Consider the following 19,264-nt stretch of genomic DNA (forward strand, 5'->3'; position numbering starts at 1 on the left):
TTAAAACAAATAAGAGGCATTAAATTTAGAAATTGATGCTGCATATATAAAAATTATGGTGCTATTTTCTGCACCTATCCCATTGAATAGCCCCCAGAATGGAGTATATGGTAAGGCTTCTGAAGCATGGGAATAGTTTATATTGGAGGTTATTTAAACTGTATCTGTGTGAGTTGAAATAATGTCCAAAAAATAATTTACAATATAATAATTTCCAAGACAATAATTCGGTTTACGTAATAGTTAAATTGAATTTAATTAAGCTTAATCCAATAAAGTTTTAGAAAGCCATGCCAAAACTTAAATAGTTGTAGAACTCAAGTATAAGCAAAACAAAATCATAGAATTTTTATGTAGTAATTATGAGGCAAACTCATAAATTGTAGATTCTCAATAAACTATGAAATTTTGAGTATAAATAATTTAGTATATAGAAAATTTGCGATATATAATCTGACTTAAAACTAAAAGTTAATACTAATCTGTTATTTTTTATTTGTTCTTCTGCTAAATTATCAACTGATATTTATTAACTATCAAAACCATGACTACTGTTCAAAAAGCATCTGAAAAACTGACCATTCACATCAATCGAACTGGATTTTATACTATAATTTCAGTTATTGTTGCACCTTTTTTACTCTACCCACTTTTTAAATTTGATGAATTAAAACAAAAAGAAATTAAATCCAACTGCGCTCATTTAAGTTCCCAATCCCTTGAATGTGAATTTGAAGACAATATTATTCAGGGGAGTAAAATTGAACACAAGCAAACTAAGTCGGAAGCATTGACGAAGATAATAGCAAATAATAAGCCTGGAACGATTCAATTATCTTCTTTTACTTATTCAACTCAACATAAATCTCAAACTAAAGAACTTAAACTTGATAGTCTAAAAAAACTTCAGAACGAAGTAGAAAAAGCCGGTAGATATATTAATCATTTGCTGACATATTCAGAAGAAACAATTTCCGAAAATAAGCAAATAGACCACTTGTCCCATGAAGTGAATTCAGGGAAAGTAAGAGTTATGATATTTTATGGCTTCTTTCTCTTTGTCATCTGTTCGCTTTTAGAATCGAAGCCGTTCTACGAAAAAATGATTTTTGATCGTGAATCTGGAGACCTAATAGTTATAAAATTTATGGTTTTTTGGTTCAAAAAAAACAAGTATTCCCTTGGTAATAATTTTAATTTATCTATTGAATCAGAAAGTGATGATTATGATACTGGAATTCATAAACTTAATCTTATTCTCGATTCGAAGAGAAAAATCCCTTTGTATCGCAACTCTAACTACAGTGAAGTCGAAAAAATGCTAGAAGAAATTAGAGATTTCTTGAGTCTAGATAGTGCAAAAGTTGAAAAAATAAAAGTGTAAAAATAATTAGAAATTTAAACTTTGATCAATGGTAGCTTAACAATAAATATTGTACCTAAATCAACTTGACTGTCGAATTCTATTTCGCCCTGCAATGCATCAACACACTTTGCTACAATTGATAATCCCAAACCAGTACCAGGAATCATGCCAATATTAGAAGCACGGTAAAAAGGTTGAAATAGTTGTTGTTGTTCTTGGTTCGGGATACCAATACCCCAATCTTGAATAGAAAATATTATAAATTCTTCTGTAAGCTTGAGTTCAAAGTGAACTGTGCTACCAGGGGGTGAATATTTAACAGCGTTAGTGAGTAAATTATCTAAAATATGTCGTAATAAGTTTTCGTCAGAAAATATTTCAAAATCTATTTCAGGAATAATAGATGTGATGTTAATATTTCTATATTTGGCACTTATTTTGCTCCCTTTGATAATTTCACTACAGAAATCTTGTAAGTCTAGCTGAGAAATTTGACATCTAAGTCTACCTGTATCAGCTTTACCAATAAATGAAGCTTCATCTAATAGTAAAGCCATATTTTTAATCGCAGAGCGAATCATTTGAAAATGGGTTAATTTTTTTTCTTTAGATAATTGTTCGTCACTATTTTGTAGTAATCCTGCAGTTAGAAGAATGGTATTTAGGGGATTACGAATATCATGAGACAAAATAGAAACAAATTCAGATTTAAACTGATTAAGTTCTTGGGCTTTGACTAGTTCTAAAGTACATTTGTCAACTTCTTCTTTGAGTGTTTGATTTAGAGTGTGTAAACTTTCAAGGGTTTGCTTGCGTTCGATTGCATATCTCAAAGAACGTAAAAGAGACTCATCATTTACCTGACGTTTAACTAAATAATCTTGTGCTCCTTGTCTTACAGCTTCTATCGCTAGTTCATTGTCGTTAGTATTTGTTAGTACGACAATTGGTAAGTTAACACCACATTCCATTAAGGGTTGTAAAGAATCAAGTCCTTGACTGTCTGGAAGAGTTAAATCCAGCAGAATAACATCAAAACAGACAGAAACTTGTGAAGATTTGTCCAAAAGATTTAGAGCTTCTTTTAATCGTTTAACATGAAACAAACTAAAATTCTTGAATTTAGGTTGCTTCAGCACCTCATGTAAAAATCTCGCATCTGCAAGATTATCTTCTATTAATAAGATGTTAACTGAGCTTCCTAACATAATTTGTCATTTGTCATTTGTCATCGAGATTATCTTTCCCTGTTTCCTGTTTCTTGTTCTCTGTTCCCTGTCTTTTTCAATGCAATGGTAAAGTTGCAATCGAAAACCAAAAACTTTCTATTCCTTTGACAATTTGGAATAGTTCACTGATATTACGAGATTTGGTAATGTAACAATTTACGTGTAAGTTGTAGCTTTGAAAAATATCATCTTCATTGCGAGATGTGGTCAAAACAACTACAGGAATACGCTTGAGTTCGGGGTCGCTTTTGATTTCAGCTAAGACCTCTCTACCATCTTTTTTTGGTAGATTTAAGTCCAGCAAAATCAGGTCGGGACGAATTGCTTCCGCATAGTCTCCTTCTTTGCGCAAGTAAGCCATTGCATCCATCCCATTCCTGACTGTAATTATTTCATGGGGTACGGAGCTATGTTTGAGTGCTTCTTGAATCAACCTAATATCTGCTTTGTTGTCTTCTACCAAAAAGATTATTTTTTTATTGATTTCTATTTCTCCATTCACGATCGCGTATTTTCCCTCCTCCGACTGGAATTGTAAAGTAGAATGTAGCACCTTCTCCGAGTTGGGATTCTACCCAAATTCGTCCCCGATGACATTCAACAATTTTCTTGCATATAGCCAATCCCATACCCGTACCTGGGTATTCGTCCCGAGCATGTAGGCGTTGAAAAATGATGAATATGCGATCGCTAAACTGAGGATCGATACCAATACCATTATCTCTAACGCTGAATAACCATTCATCTTCAAGACGGGAAGCATTAATATCAATTTCCACAGGTTTTTCGCTACGGAATTTGATCGCGTTACTAATGAGATTTTGGAATAGCTGCATTAATTGCGTTCCATCTGCCAAAATAATTGGCAAATCCGGATAGTTAATAATTGCTTCACTTTGAGAGATGCGTCCCCGCAAGTTATTTAAAGCACGTTCTAAAGCTTTTCCCACCTCAGTTCGCTGAAAATTACCGACTTGCATGTCCACCTTAGAATAGGCTAGGACGTCATCAATTAGAGTCTGCATCAAGCTAACACCCTCAACTACATAATTGATGAATTCATCTGCGTCTTCATCTAGCGATTTTTTGTAGCGCATTTCTAGTAGTTGTACATAATTTGCTACTTGATTGAGGGGTTCCTGTAAATCATGGGAAGCAACATAAGCAAACTTTTTCAACTCTCCATTAGAACGTTCTAAGTCAGCAGCTAATAGTGCTAATTCATCTGCTTGGCGCAGAATAATGTTAACTATCGCTTTACGTAATTCTAATGCTGCTTTAACTTCAACAGCTCGCCAGGGTAAAGAAGTTAATTGAACGGTTTGTTTCCACAAGTCAAAAGATTTACGGGGACATAGCTGTAAATCATCTTGTTCTTTTTTGAGATCGTAAGGTTTATTAGGATCGCCTCCCCAGTTTACAGTTTGAATAACTTCCGGTCGAAACCACAATACATAATTTCGTTGAGAAATGGGAATAGCCAACAATCCACTTGCAACGTTTTTAAATTTTTCTGCATCGGGATAAATGCGTGGGAGTGAATCAGTATAAAAGATTTCTGTTTCTACATTATTTTTCAACCATCCAACTAAAAAATTTAGTTCTTCTACTGTTGGTGTTTCACCTACTGTAGTCCAATTACCACCAAAACAAATGGCTGCACCTTGAGCGCTAGTCAGGTCAAGAATATTTGGTTGCTGTTGAACCAAACCATCAATAAAATTTTCTGCCTGAGACATATAATCAATCAATGTGGATTGAATATATGTCAGTCTCATACGGTAATCGTAATCTTCTGTTTCTTCCCTTGTTGAAACTTCTGAAAATATTACTCTTCCCAAAAATTCGCAAGCTTTTCGCAGTTCGTAAGAAACATATTTGGGTTTTTGGTGATGACAAGCAATCAACCCCCAAAGTCTACCTTCTTTGACCAAAGAAATAGTTAAAGAAGCACCAACACCCATATTGTGCAAATATTCTATGTGGCATGGAGAAGCACTTCTGAGGATAGAATTCGTTAAATCTGTAGCGCTTTCGACTGTTGGATTGGTACTAGGAATTAGGTCTACATTTGTTGCGTGGCTATTGGGGATGAATCGAATCCAATTCGCACAAAATAGTTTTCTTGCTGGTTTAGGAATATCTGACTCTGGATAATGTAAACCTAAATAAGGTTCTAAGCTATCAATCTTTTCTTCTGCGATGACGCTACCGTGGTCATCTTCATCAAATCTATACAGCATCACTCGGTCGAAACCTGTTACTTTTCGGACTTCTTGGACAATAATTTGACAGAAATCTTCTAGATTAGCTGTTTCTTCTAAACGACTAATTGATGCTTTTGCCAGATGATAAAAACTTAAAAAGGGAATATTCTCTTGAGAAAAAGCTGGCTCTAACTCTAAAATCAAAGAGCCTTGAGGATTGCGATGAAAAATAGCATCAAAAACTGCATAATCGTCACCTTTTTTGCGCATCCAAATTTTGCTGGGATTAATCAGATCTATACTTTCTTGTAATAATCCTTTTTTGATATTCTCTATTTGAAAAGGGTCTAGTAATTCTTCAAGACTCTTATCAAGTATCTGATTCGGTTCAATATTGAGTATTTCTGTGATATTAGTGCTAACTTGTAAAATTTTTAGGTCTGTTTCTCGTAATACTAGTAATACTCCATGGGGTTGAATTTTATTATTACGATTAATGGGGCTTTCTGCTAATTCCGATAATCTTATATCTTCAGAATTATTTTCTTGAGTTTGAATATCATGAAATTTAATTTCTTGAAATTCTAGATTACTCATGATCAATCTTCTCCTATGTACAAAAAAATTACCTATTTTATTGACACTAAATTCAATTATTGAAGTTTTACTATTTAATACAATGTATTTACTGTGTTAATTTGCTTTAAAATTAATCTTGATAAAATTTTGATGTTATTAATATAGAGAGTTTAATAATTCAATACCTGAAGTAAGTCGAAATAGATCTTGAAATTTAATGTCAAAGTTAATCCAAGTATGACAAGTAAAAAAATACTGTTAAAGAGTAAAAACTTACTATTCCGTCAATATATAATTTATGTCATTAATATTCATTCAACTACCATAAAAATATAATATTCAATCCAGCTAGGCATTAAAAAATTAATTACTGTAAATCACGAAAGTTATTTTTGTAGTTAGCAGCAAGTATCAAATTTTATCCAATATCTAAACTTGAGAATGAATTGTTAATGAACACTAAAATTACGATAAGTCAAACAGAAAATATTTTATTTATGATTTGAAAATCGAATTTTAAAACAAGATATAAAAAATAGATAGAGCTTTCAAAATTAGGATTACAAGAGTTTAATTGATGTACTTATAAATTGAAATTAATTTATGTACTTCAGCCTTCAAATTTTAAAGAGGCTCTACATTTGTGTTTAATTATAGTTTAAATTTTAACAAACAGCTAAGCTTTATACAGATAAAAAATATGAATTAAATTTGATTGTATACATTTGTATATATTGAGAAATTTAAAAAAACATATACTAATAAAAATAATTTATATGACTTAAATACAGATATTCACTTTATCAAGAAAAGTCCTGCATGAAAGTACCCGTTCTACGAAAAAAGAAATATTATGTATAGTGTAATTACGGATATATGTGGATATATATAGATAATTATTTCCTCAAGAATCTCGTTGTAGAAATAGAAATATTGGTTATGGAGTTTTTACAGCTGTTATGTTGGTCGATTTAGAACTGCTAATCTTTAACAGAAACTATTCGAACCTAGGATAAAACTCTGTGTGTATTTCTGCTAAATGGATATTTGCAGTCAGCGCAGTCAGTAGTAATAATTAAATCCAAGAGTCAAATAGCATTCTTAATTTATAATCTTCAGGAGAAAGTGGTAAGCCCAAATATAGCGGCATCCAAAAAATAAAAGCAGCAATCACAAGAAAAGTAAGTGTTACACCGAGGGCGCGAGTTTCCTTGTAATAGCTACTGATGCAGCATTCAACTAACCATGCAAATGCCATAAATACAAATATCACAGACGACATATAGTGATAAATAAATACGCAGCGATTTACTGTCACCCAAGGTAATAAATTAGCGCCATAATTGACTAATAAATATAAAGCAATCCAAATATCCACATTAAAGTTGGCGGTGTAGGGAAAACGCTTTCCTTCAAACCAAGGAATTAATATTTGGGCAATTAGGACTACTAAGAGAAAAAATAAGGCTACTAAACCCAACCACCACAGTAAAGGATTTCCCATGGCATGGATATCATAAATTATTTTCCCACCGACTTTATTTAAGTGTGGTCCCATTACGGGTAAAGGGTCGTCAACCGACTGTGCTCTTTGATAAAAATAAGCGATCGGACGCATCATTAGTGGCCACTTATACCAAGCTGCACAGTAGGGATGTACGTCTGAATTATTACCACCCAGGCGATGATGAAATTGCCAAATCCGCTGATGGACTTCAATAAAACCGAATTTAGTATCTAATAATAAATGTGGAACCCAAAGTATGCTGTAAACGATGACGGGTAAAATACCAAAGAAGATTACCATTTGCCCGACACCAAACTGAGTTAAATTTTGAAGGGGATGAATATAACCTCTACGAAAATACCGAACGTCCCTCGCTCTATCCAATCTGTCAGGAGCAAATAGTAAATACCATAACCACTTAAAAAAACCTAATTCAAGAAATCTTTCTAAATAATCTTCTAGCTGTAATCCTAACTTCTTAAAGTTAAATCTTGACAGAAATTGAAATAACCAAACAATTGCCCATAAAAGATAAACTGCCAATAGAAAAAATAAACCATTCCATTTAGTAGCTGCGGAAGCTCCAAAAGCAATACCGGAAAGTAGCAGCCAAATAATTCTTTTCTTCTGATAACTATTCAGGGCTAATAATAAACATAATTGTCCCAATAATCCAAAAATTACTAGATATTGATTAATTAGGGCGTAACGTGACTCTACAAGAAAAATGCCATCGCAGGCGGTAAATAAGCCAGCTACAACAGCAAAAATTCTCCGCCTACTTACTTGATAAGTAATTGCTGTCACAATCAGAGGAATAAATGCACCACAGAAAGCATTGATCCAGCGATAACTCCAAGGCGATCGCATTGCACCGGTTAATCCATTAACGGTATCTTTTCCAAATGGGAGCAGATCGCCCAACCAAATACCAATGGCGATAATATATTTGCCTAAGGGCGGATGACCGTCAAAAAACGAGACATTATTGAGATAGTTATGGGCAAATTTTGCATAATACACTTCATCAAAAACTAAGGTGTTAAACCTTTGGAGTTCCCAAAAGCGCAGAGTAAATGAAAGTATAAATATTCCGGCTATGCTTATCCAAAACCATTTTTTAATCATTTGTTATCGATTACTGATGATTTGCCATTAGTTTTTAGTCTTTCTCCGATTACTAAGAAGATGTGTGTTCAAGCTATTAAGTTAGTTCAAGCTGTAAGTTAATAAATAATTCATTAAACTCAAAAACTTTTTAAATCCCTCTAAGTCCTTATTAAGATGGAATTTAAGGTTTTGAGAAATTTAAGGATACACACAGAAACTTACCGAGAACGATGCTTTGAAAACATCCTCTTAGAACACGGGAATAGAATTTCTAGCCCTCACCTCCAAAGAAATGAATATTCCAAGAGGAATCATAGTACAGACGTAATTGACAAAAACAGCTTTTTACCGCACTTCATCCTGGAGATGGGCAAGATACTAATAATTATTTTTCACTTTCAACAGTCAACTGTTAACTGATAACTGTAATTAGTGATTTTAATCTGCAGGGTGTTTAAGTAGGATAGCACCGACTATTATTTCTCGGATTCACTTTTTAACTAATGGCAAAAAATTACTTCTATTTTGGGGTATTTTTTTAGCTGTATTACTTACCTATTAATACTTTCCGGATAATATACTCCCTTGGAGGTGTCTATTATTTTTGTTAATCTCCAATTTCCTTTTCAACTTCAGCGATTTCTAAGATGGTTTTCAATACCGAATCTGGGTTGAGACTGATAGAGTCAATTCCAGCTTCAACTAAAAATCTGGCAAATTCTGGATAATCACTGGGTGCTTGACCACAAATTCCTATTTTACGGTTATGTTTTTTTGCTGCTTGGATTGCTAAAAGTATCATTTGCTTTACACCCTGGCTGCGTTCATCAAATAACTTGGCGACCAAGGCTGAATCTCTATCTATTCCTAAGGTCAACTGGGTTAAGTCATTGGAACCAATAGAAAACCCATCAAATATTTCTGCAAATTGGGAAGCCAAAATCACATTATTGGGTAACTCGCACATTACATACACTTGCAAACCATTTTCACCCTGACGCAAACCATTATGTGCCATTTCTTCCAGCACCAAACGTCCTTCTTCGGGAGTACGGCAAAAAGGAATCATTGGAATAACGTTAGTTAAACCCATTTTTCCCCTGACTTGCTCGATCGCTTTACATTCCAGGGCAAAACCTTCTTTATAGCCTTCATCATAATAGCGGGCTGCTCCCCGCCAGCCCAACATTGGGTTTTCTTCCTTGGGTTCAAATTGTTTTCCTCCCAATAAATTTGCGTATTCATTACTTTTGAAGTCGGACATACGCACGATTACTGGTTTAGGATAGAATGTGGCGGCAATTCTGCTAATACCTTGGGCTAATTTTTCCACAAAGTAGCTGGGTTTATCATTGTAGAGCGCCGTCATTTGAGCAATTTTGCTTTTGGCAAACTCATCTTCTAAACTATCGAAGTAAAGTAATGCCATTGGGTGGGTTTGAATGTAGTTAGCAATAATAAACTCCGTCCGCGCCAAACCGACTCCATCGCTAGGAATTGCTGACAAACTAAAAACTTCTTGAGGATTACCCACATTCATTAAAATTTGGGTACGAGTGCAGGGTAAATCTTCTATATTATTTTCTTCGATTTCAAATGGTATTAAACCAGGATAGACTTTTCCTTCCTCACCTTCAGCGCAAGAAACTGTTACCTCTTGACCTGTTCTTAAAACTTCTGTCGCATCATTACACCCAACAATTGCAGGAACTCCCAATTCTCTGGCAATAATTGCTGAATGACAGGTTCTTCCTCCGGAATTCGTGACAATTGCACTTGCGCGTTTCATGACCGGTTCCCAGTCCGGGTCAGTTCTATCCGTTACTAATACATCGCCAGTTTCAAATCGGTCTATTCTTGCTACATCTAAAATTACCTTGACTTTACCGTGAGCAATCGCTTCCCCTACTGCTCGTCCAGTAACTAAAGGAGTGGGTATACCCCCCTGTTCTCCATTAATATTTTCTTCTCCTCTCTCCCTTATCCCTTGTCCCTTGTTCCCTATCCCTCGAAAACGGTAATTCCGTAAAACAGTTTGGTTTTTTTGTGACTGTACGGTTTCTGGACGGGCTTGAACAATAAATAATTGATTGGTAATACCATCTTTTGCCCATTCAATATCCATTGGGGAATAGGTACCGCGAACTTGGGAATAATGGTCTTCAATTAAACAAGCCCAACGTCCCAACTGTAAAATTTCATCATCATTGAGAACAAACCTATTTCGTAAAACCCCAGGAACTGGAATATTTTTGGTAAACTTGGAGCCGTCATCATAAACCATTTGTAATTCTTTACTGCCCAACTTCTTATCTAAAATTGGACTATGACCGGTTTTTAAAGTTGGTTTAAACACATAGTACTCATCTGGATTAACCGCGCCTTGAACCACATTTTCCCCTAAACCATAAGCAGCAGTAATCAAAGCTGCATTTTGGAAACCTGTTTCAGTATCGATGGAAAACATCACTCCAGAGGATGCTAGATCGGAGCGCACCATTTTTTGTACGCCTACAGCCAGAGCGATGCTAAGATGATCGAACCCCTTAGTGTAACGATAGGAAATTGCACGGTCGGTAAATAAAGAAGCAAAACAGCGATGACAAGCAGCTAGAACCCCTCGTACACCTCTCACATTTAAATAAGTTTCTTGTTGTCCCGCAAAACTTGCATCTGGTAAATCTTCTGCTGTTGCACTAGAACGAACGGCTACATCTGTATCTGGGTTGTACTGTCTGCATAAAACTTCATAAGCTTGGGCGATCGCAGTTCTTAACTCCTGAGGAAACGGAGTATGCAACAGTAAATCCCTTGCTTTTCGTCCTTTTTGCCGTAAATTGTTGACATCCTCCACATCTAGGTCAGCAAATAGCGATCGCAATTGTTCTTCCAAACCAGCTGACTCAATAAAATAGCGGTATGCATGGGCTGTGGTAGCAAAACCAGTAGGAACATTTACACCTCGAGGAGTTAACTGCCGAATCATTTCTCCCAAGGATGCATTTTTACCACCAACTAACTCAATATCATTGATGCCGATTTCGTTAAACCAAAGGACAAGGGACTGTTCTTGAGAATCTTCAGATAGTTGATACTGAGATGTTTTAACCATCAGTAATTACCTATGCTAGTAAACACACTGATTATTTAGATATATTTCAAGACAGCTTATGAAAGCTAGTCTGTCTACTTATTAACCGTTCGCCTTATCTTTAATTTAATTCAAATTTTAAAAGCATGGTTTTTGAGCACTTCCTCAAAGCTAGAATGGCGCTTGCATTTGTCAAGCTTAAATTTATTGTCCCCCACTGCATCAAAATAGAAGCTATAGGTGAATTCACGACAAAGCATGCTTTCTAGAGTAACTGTTGCAGCAAAATTTAGGTTGTGTGTAATTTCAGGTAGCTACCTTATTTGCCTAGCTAAAACCTTGCTTTGCAAAAAAGATAAAACCAAAAGGAAAATAAAAATTAATACAGAATCAATATTAACTATCTGTAAAAATATCCTACCCAGGATAATTTATAGGTGAATTATATCCAGCTACAAAGAATCTAAAAATCTTACTTTCAGTCTCAATTAAAATCCGCAAACGAAAAGTATAACTTTTGGTAAATTAATTAAAACTAAAACAAAATAAAAAAATCAAAAAACTCTAATTTTTTGTTCTCATTATCATTGATTATCTGTAACTTATATGGTCATTTTAGGAGCAAATAATTTGGAAAATTTTACTGAGAAAGCAAAACAAGTAATTATACTAGCCCAAGCTGAAGCCAAACGATTGGGTCATAATTTTGTTGGAACAGAAAGTATATTGTTAGGAATAATTGCGGAAGAGAAAGGAGTTGCTGCCAATCTCTTAAAATCTTTAGGTATAACTCTTAAAGATGCCAGAATAGAGGTAGAAAAAAGTATTGGTCGAGGCTCTGGTTCTTTTGTCGGAGAAGCCCCTTTTACTCAAAGAGCTACCAACGTAATTGAACTTTCTTATCATGAAGCTAGCCAATTACATCAAGAATATGTCGATACTCAACATTTATTGTTGGCTTTAATTCGTGAAGGGGAAGGAGTTTCCTTAAGGATTTTACAAAATCTGGGACTTAACTCTGCACAAATATTAAATCAACTTTTAACTCAGATTAATTCAAGTATTAACTATACAAAGATAACAAATAAAACTCAAGGATTAGAACAGGAAAAAGCCTCAAATAAAATTTCAGAACAAATTCCAGACTTTTACCACAGCGATATATTTATCAAAACTGCAGTTGTTGAAGATAAAATAGAACGTTTAGATACAATATTGATAGAAGCCCAAAAATTAATTAATGAAATTAGGGAGATTAAAGATAGCATTCAAGATGATCAACTATTTTCAATTAAAAACATTAATGAAATCATCGAAGATCTACCAGATAAATCATTTTCTGAGAAATCGGGAATAAAAGAATTATTAAATCGACTCAAAACTACTATCGAGAATGATTTTGAGCTAAGAACCGAAGATAAAACCGAAGTATTAGAACAAATATTAAACCTTGCATTAGCCAGTCAAAATCCAGCAGAAACACAAGTAAAAAAAGTAGCTCGTACTGCAATCAAAATTATTATTGGAACGGTGGCACAGAGACCACCAGATAGTAAATTAGTAAAAGAATGTAAGCGAATAGTACCAGAAATTGTTAAGTTCTTTAAATTAATATAATTGCTCAAAAGCAGTTAAATGCATGAAGTTACGATTTTTAAACTCCAGCAAAAAACAAAATAAATCAAAATAAATATTTCTGCATTGCTAAACTACCCATTGATAGCATTAATCGACTATCATCATCAAGATATTGACGCAGGGAGCAGTTATGGCGCAGTATGACGACATATTTCATGCAGTTGGGGTATCCTCTGAAGAACTGACAGCAGAAGAAGCCGTCGCGGCGATCGCAGTTGTGGTCGCAGCAGCTGATACTTCCCTTGATGAATTAGATGTTGACTTTCTCGCTGATGTCTTATGGGAGTTTGACATTTTTGAAGAATACTCCAATGAAGATTTATTGGATATTCTCGATCGAGTTCTAGAAATTGCCGAAGATCAAGAATTAGGAGTAGTTTTTAATACGGCAAATAAATATATTGGAGAGGAATTAGTACTAGATGCTTTTGGGGTAGGCGTTTCTGTATTGGTAGATGAAGAAACGTTCTCTATCCCATTATCAAAGATGACTTTACTTAAGGAATTCCAAAAAACCTTAGGAGTAGAAGAAACTGAAGCGGGAGAATTAATCGATGAGGTGATAGCGGCGATTAAAGAAGCAGAAACATCTTATGTCGATGATGAATATGAAACGATTATTTTGGAAAACTTTCATGACAAAGTTTATAGTTCGCCCCTGGGTAATTTTCGTCTAAAAATTCCTGTTCTGGCTGATAAAGGGGGCAAACTTCAGTTTCAAGAAGGAATGGTCGAGTTTTCTGATAACTTTGCTACTTTATTGCGAATTGACTATTATCTTATTTCTCAGAAGCAAGCGAACAAAATTGAGTCTTTGGGGTTAAAAGACTATTTACCCCACGTTCTTTTAGATAAGTATGTACCTTGGGGAATAGTCGCTAATTTACCCAAGTCAAAAGTTGAGTATAGTGAATTTATCGAACAAGTAATGTCGGGGGCATATTTCATTTTAATTTATATGCCTGATGTGTCGACAGTTACTCATCAAGAAAGTAATGGTTCGGGTGCGAAAAAAAATGCTTACCGAGGGCTGTTAATTTTTAAGAAACATAATTTTTTGTATGTAATTAGCAAGCAACATTATTTTAAAGACAGCAAAGGCTTTGAAAATACTGAAACTCTTGCAAAAGAAATCAAACAACAGATTTTTGAATTTGTTGGTACCATTGAGTTTTTTGATATTAATAGCAAAACTCAGGAGTCAGAAGACAGAAGAAAGGAGTAGAAATACCCTTTACTTTAGTAATGGACAATTAATTTAGAACAAATATTTTGGTTTAAAGGGAATAGGGAGCACAAACATGTCTTAAAAATACGACGGCGATTACTGTAACTTGCAATTCACTAATCCAGATAATGAATACTGCAAACTATTTTGTAGAGTAAATGTACTGCAAAAAGGAATTTAGGTGAATCCTAAAAGTTTGTGAATAACGCCCCCAATGGCTAAAGCGATCGGTGTTTTAGTTATTTGTTTTTTGTCGATTCTGAGAGTTGAATTCTGACTCCTGACTTCTGACTCCTGACTTCTGACTCCTGACTCCTGACCCCTGACTCCTGACTCCTGACTCCTGACTCCTGACTCCTGACTCCTGACTCCTGACTCCTGACTCCTGACTCCTAACTCCAAAAATCTAAACACTTTTTTTGCCAATAATCCTTAAAAATAATTTCTCACCTTCAATCCAAACAAACATCAGCGCACTAAAACCAAGACAAATACCTAATTCAGACAAACTTAAGGCGTGGGTACCAAAGAATCCCCTGAGGGGGGGGACGTAAACTAGCATCAACTGGAGAATCGTGGTTACAGTTACTGCAGCTAAAACATAGGGATTAGAAAATGGATTCATTTCAACTGTCAGCCTGCTATTGGAACGAATCGCGATCGCATGACCCATTTGAGCGATGCATAAAGCTGTAAATACCATCGTTTTCCAGCGCTCGGGACTCAGTCCATTTACACCAACAGACTGGACGTGAGAATGAGCCCACATCATGAGAATAATTGTAATAATTGCAAAAATAATCCCAATCCGGATCATATAAAAACCCAAACCCCGAGAAAAAATACTTTCACGCGGACTGAAAGGTGGACGTTTCATCACATCTGGTTCGGCTGGCTCTAAAGCTAAAGCTAAAGCAGGTAAACCATCTGTCACTAAATTCATCCATAGAATTTGTAGGGGTGTGAGGGGAACATCTGGAAGCCCCAATAAAGGTGCTGCAGCAATGGTCAAAACCTCACCAATATTACTACCCAAAATATATTTAATGAAACGACGGATATTGGTATAAACTACTCTACCTTCCTTGGTCGCCGATACAATTGTTGCAAAGTTATCATCTAACAACACCATGTCACTGGCTTCTTTACTGACGTCAGTACCAGTAATACCCATGGCTATCCCAATATCAGCTTGTTTGAGCGCGGGAGCATCGTTTACACCATCACCGGTCATCGCCACAAATTTATTCCGGTTTTGTAAGGCTTTAACGATTCTTAATTTGTGTTCGGGAGCGACTCTGGCATAAATATTTACTAAGTCAACATTTTGCTCTAGTTCTTGGTCGCTCATTCGTTGTAATTCTTGACCGGTGAGCACCCGGTCCCCTCCATTAGCAATTCCCAGATCGGTAGCAATTGCTCTAGCAGTTAACTGATGGTCGCCAGTAATCATTACAGGTCTAATTCCGGCATCGCGGGACTCTTGGACTGCAGCCCTTACTTCTGGGCGAGGTGCATCCAACATACCGGTCAATCCCAGCCAGACTAATTGTTGCTCGACTTCTTTTTCTGAAGCTTCGGAAGGAACTTTTGCTAATGCTCTAAAAGCAAAACCCAGCACTCGAAGACCTTCACCCGCCATTTTATTATTAGCTGCTAAAATTTGTTTTCGTTGCTCTTCGGTGAGAGGGACAGAATTTCCACCCAAGAAAACTTGATCGCAAAGGGACAAAATTATTTCTGGCGACCCCTTGGTAAACATTAAATGACTTTCGTCTGCCAATAAATTACTAATTTGGGGGTCAACATCTCGAATGGGCGAAAAACCTGTTTCAACTTCCTCCACCTGGCAAATCACGCTCATTCGCTTTCGTTCTGAGGAAAAAGGAAATTCGCTTGCACGGGGTAGTTTAGTATCCCATTGATCTTTTTCAAATCCAGCTTTTGCAGCCAAAGTTACTAAGGCTCCCTCTGTCGGGTCTCCTAAGATTTTCCATTCCCCTTTTTCTTGCTGCAGGATGGCATCATTACAAACAGTACAAGCCACCATTAAGGGTGGTATCTCTGGATATTCTTCGGGGATTATTGTTCGTTCATCTAACAAAAACTCTCCCGATGGAGCATAACCTTCCCCACTGACACTGAAATATTCTTTACCGACAAAAGTTGACTGAACCACCATTTTATTTTGGGTCAGAGTACCGGTTTTATCCGAACAAATGGTAGTTACAGAGCCCAAAGTTTCTACTGCGGGTAATTTTCTAATTAGGGCATTACGGCGTACCATACGTTGAGTACCCAACGCCAAAGTTACCGTAATTACTGCCGGTAAACCTTCTGGAACAACCGCCACAGCCATACTCAAAGAAACTTCCACTAAATCTATGAAGTTTCCACCCATCAATAAACCAATACCAATAGAAATTACAACCAGGACTAAAGAACCAGTTACCAAAACATTACCTAATTGGCTCATACGTTGCTGCAGTGGCGTATCTTCCGCTTCAACCGACTGCAACATTTCGGCTATTTTGCCCAGTTCGGTTTTCATCCCGGTACCGGTAACTAGAACCTTTCCTCGTCCTTGAAGAACTTCTGTACCTTGGAAAACCATATTTACGCGATCACCCAAGGAAGACTCTTCCGACAATGGTTTCTTAGCATGTTTATTAACCGCTTCAGCTTCTCCAGTTAATGCCGACTCCCGGATTTGTAAATTAGATTCTTCAATTAAGCGACCGTCTGCAGCAAGTTGTACTCCAGCTTCGATCAACATAATATCCCCTGGCACCAATTCCTTTGCCGTTACTTCCAGGGTATTACCGTCACGAATTACGCGAACATTAGGAGAAGCAAGTTGTTTGAGGGCTGCAAGGGCTTTCTCAGCACGACTTTCTTGGATATAACCAAGAATTCCATTTAGGATCACAATCGCCATAATCGCAATTGTATCTTTGAAAGGAATTTCACCGGCAGGTAATGTACCCGATCGCCAAGCAACAAGGTCTAATACCCCAGAAATAATGGCAACAGCAATCAGCATCAACAACATAATGTCCTTGAACTGATCTACCAAAATTTCCCAAGCACTGCGTCCGCCAGCTTCTTCTAATTCATTAGCACCATATTTTTGCAACCGCGAGTTAACTTCTTGAGGCGCTAAACCAGTGTCTGCTTGAGTAGAGAGCAGTTCTAGTGCTTCATCAACTTCCAAAGTATGCCAAGCAGCAATATTTTCAGGCAGAGAATTAGCAGACATCTTGTAGATTAAAGGAAATGGTTACAAAATTCGATCATAATTTAGTGATAGCGGGAAAAGCATCACCTAAATTTACATTTTCCCTGTCTCCAGGCTATATCTTATAGATGTTATACACAGATAAACTTTTTAACTTTACTTTTCTAATTATCAAATTATGTACATTATCTTGTGTAATTTCTAGCAATATATAGCACATTAAATCGTCAATTTAAATCATCAATTGTGAGTAATTAAAATCTTAGATTTTATTCCGACAGGTTACACCACAATCGATTAAAGTCATAAAACGCCCATTAGCACAATAGCCCTTCAGGTGAATCAGTTTAATATGAGTTTTGCACTCCCCCGTTTTCTAGCGAGCCAAATGTTTGGGCAAAAGACCATTCGACCCCTTAGTGCTGCTGCCATCTGCGGCATAGCTTTCATTAAAGATACCCTGATTGCGATTGACACTCCTAGGGGACATCTTTTACAAATAGATCCAGTTTCTGACAACACAAAAATTATTAATCCCCACCAAACCCGGGAATTTATGGATATTACGGGTCTATCAATTTGGCAAGATACTCTCTGGGTAACCCGGGGTAATAGTGTATACCTGTGTAACCTCAATTCTTTGGGTCTGGAACATTTTGTTACCTTACCCTATGAAGCTGATGGTGTGGCTGTTTGGGAATCAGCAATTTATGTTACTTGCCAAAGGCTGGGTAAAATATTGGTGTTTGAAAAGGATACGCGGCGAGAAATTACTAGTTTTAATGCACCAGGTGTAGGAATTGAAAATTTAGCGGTCGATGAAGAAACTCTATGGGTTTGCGATAACCTCGAACAAACAGTTTATGTGATTGATAGGGGAACGGGAGAGATTATTTTCAGCGTCCTTACCCCTTTTGAGTCGCCAACTGGGATTGCAATTCATCAAGATGGCGAGCAGGAGCAAAAGAATATTTACATTGCTTATGCTTCCGATGAAACTTACATTCGCGATAACCCAAACGCCGACCCCAGTTATGAAGTCGCCCGTCGCGATCGCACTTTCATTCATCCTCTACATTACCATTACGACCCGGAAAAACGTTGTGCGCTCTCTAATGGGTATTTAATTGAAATGTCCTATGCGGAGGAGATTTCACCTCTAGATGAGGTATACCTACAAGATTTAGAATGGCGAATTGCTTTACCTTCAAACACTGATCGTCAAAAAGTTAGAAGTGTCGAACCTATAGGTTTACCTTTTACTGAAGAACTAATTGATGGGCAAAGTGTAGCAGTATTTAAATTTGAAACCCTCACCCCTGGGGAACGACATTTATTTGGTTGGAAGGCGCTCCTAGAGGTTAGAGGTGTAAAATACCGCATAACGCCCCCAGATGTGGAAAATATACCCAACCCCCCGGCGGAATTTCACGAACGCTATTTGGTGGATGATGACGAATTAGCTATGGACACAGCAATCGTTCGTCACGCTGCAAATGAAGCTGTTGGGCGGGAAACAAATCTGTTACGAAAAATGTACAGCATTCGTAACTATGTTTATGACGAACTATCCTACGGGATTAAACCGTATATTGATACCCCTGACGTTGTTTTAGAAAGGGGTGTAGGTTCCTGCGGTGAGTATGTTGGTGTTTTATTAGCATTGTGTCGATTGAATGGTATTCCTTGTCGTACCGTTGGTCGTTACAAATGTCCACCCCACCCCGATCAAAAGGGTGTTCCTTTACAACCGGATTACAATCACGTATGGTTGGAGTTTTATGTGCCCGGCTATGGTTGGTTACCAATGGAATCAAACACCGACGATACGGATAGTCGCGGTCCCTACCCCACAAGATTTTTCATGGGTTTGTGCTGGTATCACATTGAAATTGGTAAAGGCATTACCTTTGAAACTCTTACTAGTAATGGTAAACGACTTACCAAAGAAGATGTAGCCATTGGCGACCTGGCTATCAATCATATTAGATTTACAATCTTAGAAGAATTACCTCCTCTGTAGTTCATTTGTCATTTGTTATTTGTAATTTTTACTTTGTTCGTAAATTTG

10 protein-coding genes and 1 pseudogene are annotated in these 19,264 nt (G+C 36.5%); 4 read left to right on the forward strand and 7 right to left on the reverse strand.

Annotated features, from left to right (window positions below; genetic code table 11):
• Nucleotides 1-544 precede the first annotated feature (544 nt).
• Nucleotides 545-1,384, forward strand: a complete 840-nt coding sequence (locus BC008_RS37220; protein ID WP_027843874.1) for a hypothetical protein — start codon at nt 545-547, stop codon at nt 1,382-1,384.
• Between the two features lie 14 nt (nt 1,385-1,398).
• On the opposite strand, the gene BC008_RS37225 is transcribed toward BC008_RS37220, so the two are convergent.
• The 5 genes from BC008_RS37225 to ppsA all read right to left on the reverse strand — a co-directional run bounded on the left by BC008_RS37225 (nt 1,399) and on the right by ppsA (nt 11,110).
• A complete protein-coding gene (locus tag BC008_RS37225) occupies nt 1,399-2,574 on the reverse strand; it encodes a hybrid sensor histidine kinase/response regulator (RefSeq protein WP_027843875.1) in 1,176 nt (391 codons plus the stop codon).
• A 76-nt stretch (nt 2,575-2,650) separates the two neighbouring features.
• A complete protein-coding gene (locus BC008_RS37230) occupies nt 2,651-3,058 on the reverse strand; it encodes a response regulator (protein ID WP_201026217.1) in 408 nt (135 codons plus the stop codon).
• A 13-nt stretch (nt 3,059-3,071) separates the two neighbouring features.
• On the reverse strand, nt 3,072-5,399 hold the full coding sequence (locus BC008_RS37235; RefSeq protein ID WP_082650721.1) for a sensor histidine kinase: 2,328 nt from the start codon (nt 5,397-5,399) through the stop codon (nt 3,072-3,074).
• 1,057 nt (nt 5,400-6,456) lie between these two features.
• Nucleotides 6,457-8,016: a dolichyl-phosphate-mannose--protein mannosyltransferase gene (locus tag BC008_RS37240; RefSeq protein WP_027843878.1), complete on the reverse strand. Its 1,560-nt coding sequence runs from the start codon at nt 8,014-8,016 to the stop codon at nt 6,457-6,459.
• Nucleotides 8,017-8,605: 589 nt separating this feature from the next.
• Nucleotides 8,606-11,110, reverse strand: coding sequence for a phosphoenolpyruvate synthase (gene ppsA, locus BC008_RS37245; protein ID WP_027843879.1), 2,505 nt, complete (start codon nt 11,108-11,110; stop codon nt 8,606-8,608).
• Nucleotides 11,111-11,695: 585 nt separating this feature from the next.
• Here ppsA and BC008_RS51850 point away from each other — a divergent pair.
• Together BC008_RS51850 and BC008_RS37255 are read left to right on the forward strand one after the other, a co-directional pair.
• Nucleotides 11,696-12,104, forward strand: a pseudogene (locus BC008_RS51850) (Clp protease N-terminal domain-containing protein); the annotation flags it as partial.
• A gap of 753 nt (nt 12,105-12,857) precedes the next feature.
• Nucleotides 12,858-13,952 carry a hypothetical protein gene (locus BC008_RS37255; RefSeq protein ID WP_058184454.1) on the forward strand — a complete coding sequence of 365 codons (1,095 nt, stop codon included), beginning with the start codon at nt 12,858-12,860 and terminating at the stop codon, nt 13,950-13,952.
• Nucleotides 13,953-14,132: 180 nt separating this feature from the next.
• Here the strand turns inward: BC008_RS37255 and BC008_RS50890 are convergent, their stop codons facing one another.
• Entirely contained in the window at nt 14,133-14,369 is a 237-nt protein-coding gene (locus BC008_RS50890; RefSeq protein WP_201026216.1) for a hypothetical protein, read from the reverse strand.
• Nucleotides 14,362-17,214, reverse strand: a complete 2,853-nt coding sequence (locus BC008_RS37265) for a cation-translocating P-type ATPase (RefSeq protein ID WP_027841548.1) — start codon at nt 17,212-17,214, stop codon at nt 14,362-14,364. Before BC008_RS37265 ends, BC008_RS50890 begins: the two co-directional genes overlap by 8 nt.
• 331 nt (nt 17,215-17,545) lie before the next feature.
• On the opposite strand from BC008_RS37265, the gene BC008_RS37270 reads away from it, so the two are divergent.
• The gene (locus BC008_RS37270; RefSeq protein ID WP_027841549.1) at nt 17,546-19,216 is read left to right on the forward strand and encodes a transglutaminase domain-containing protein; all 1,671 of its coding nucleotides are present in this window, start codon (nt 17,546-17,548) and stop codon (nt 19,214-19,216) included.
• Nucleotides 19,217-19,264 lie beyond the last annotated feature (48 nt).

The organism is Mastigocoleus testarum BC008 (assembly GCF_001456025.1).
Taxonomy (GTDB): domain Bacteria; phylum Cyanobacteriota; class Cyanobacteriia; order Cyanobacteriales; family Nostocaceae; genus Mastigocoleus; species Mastigocoleus testarum.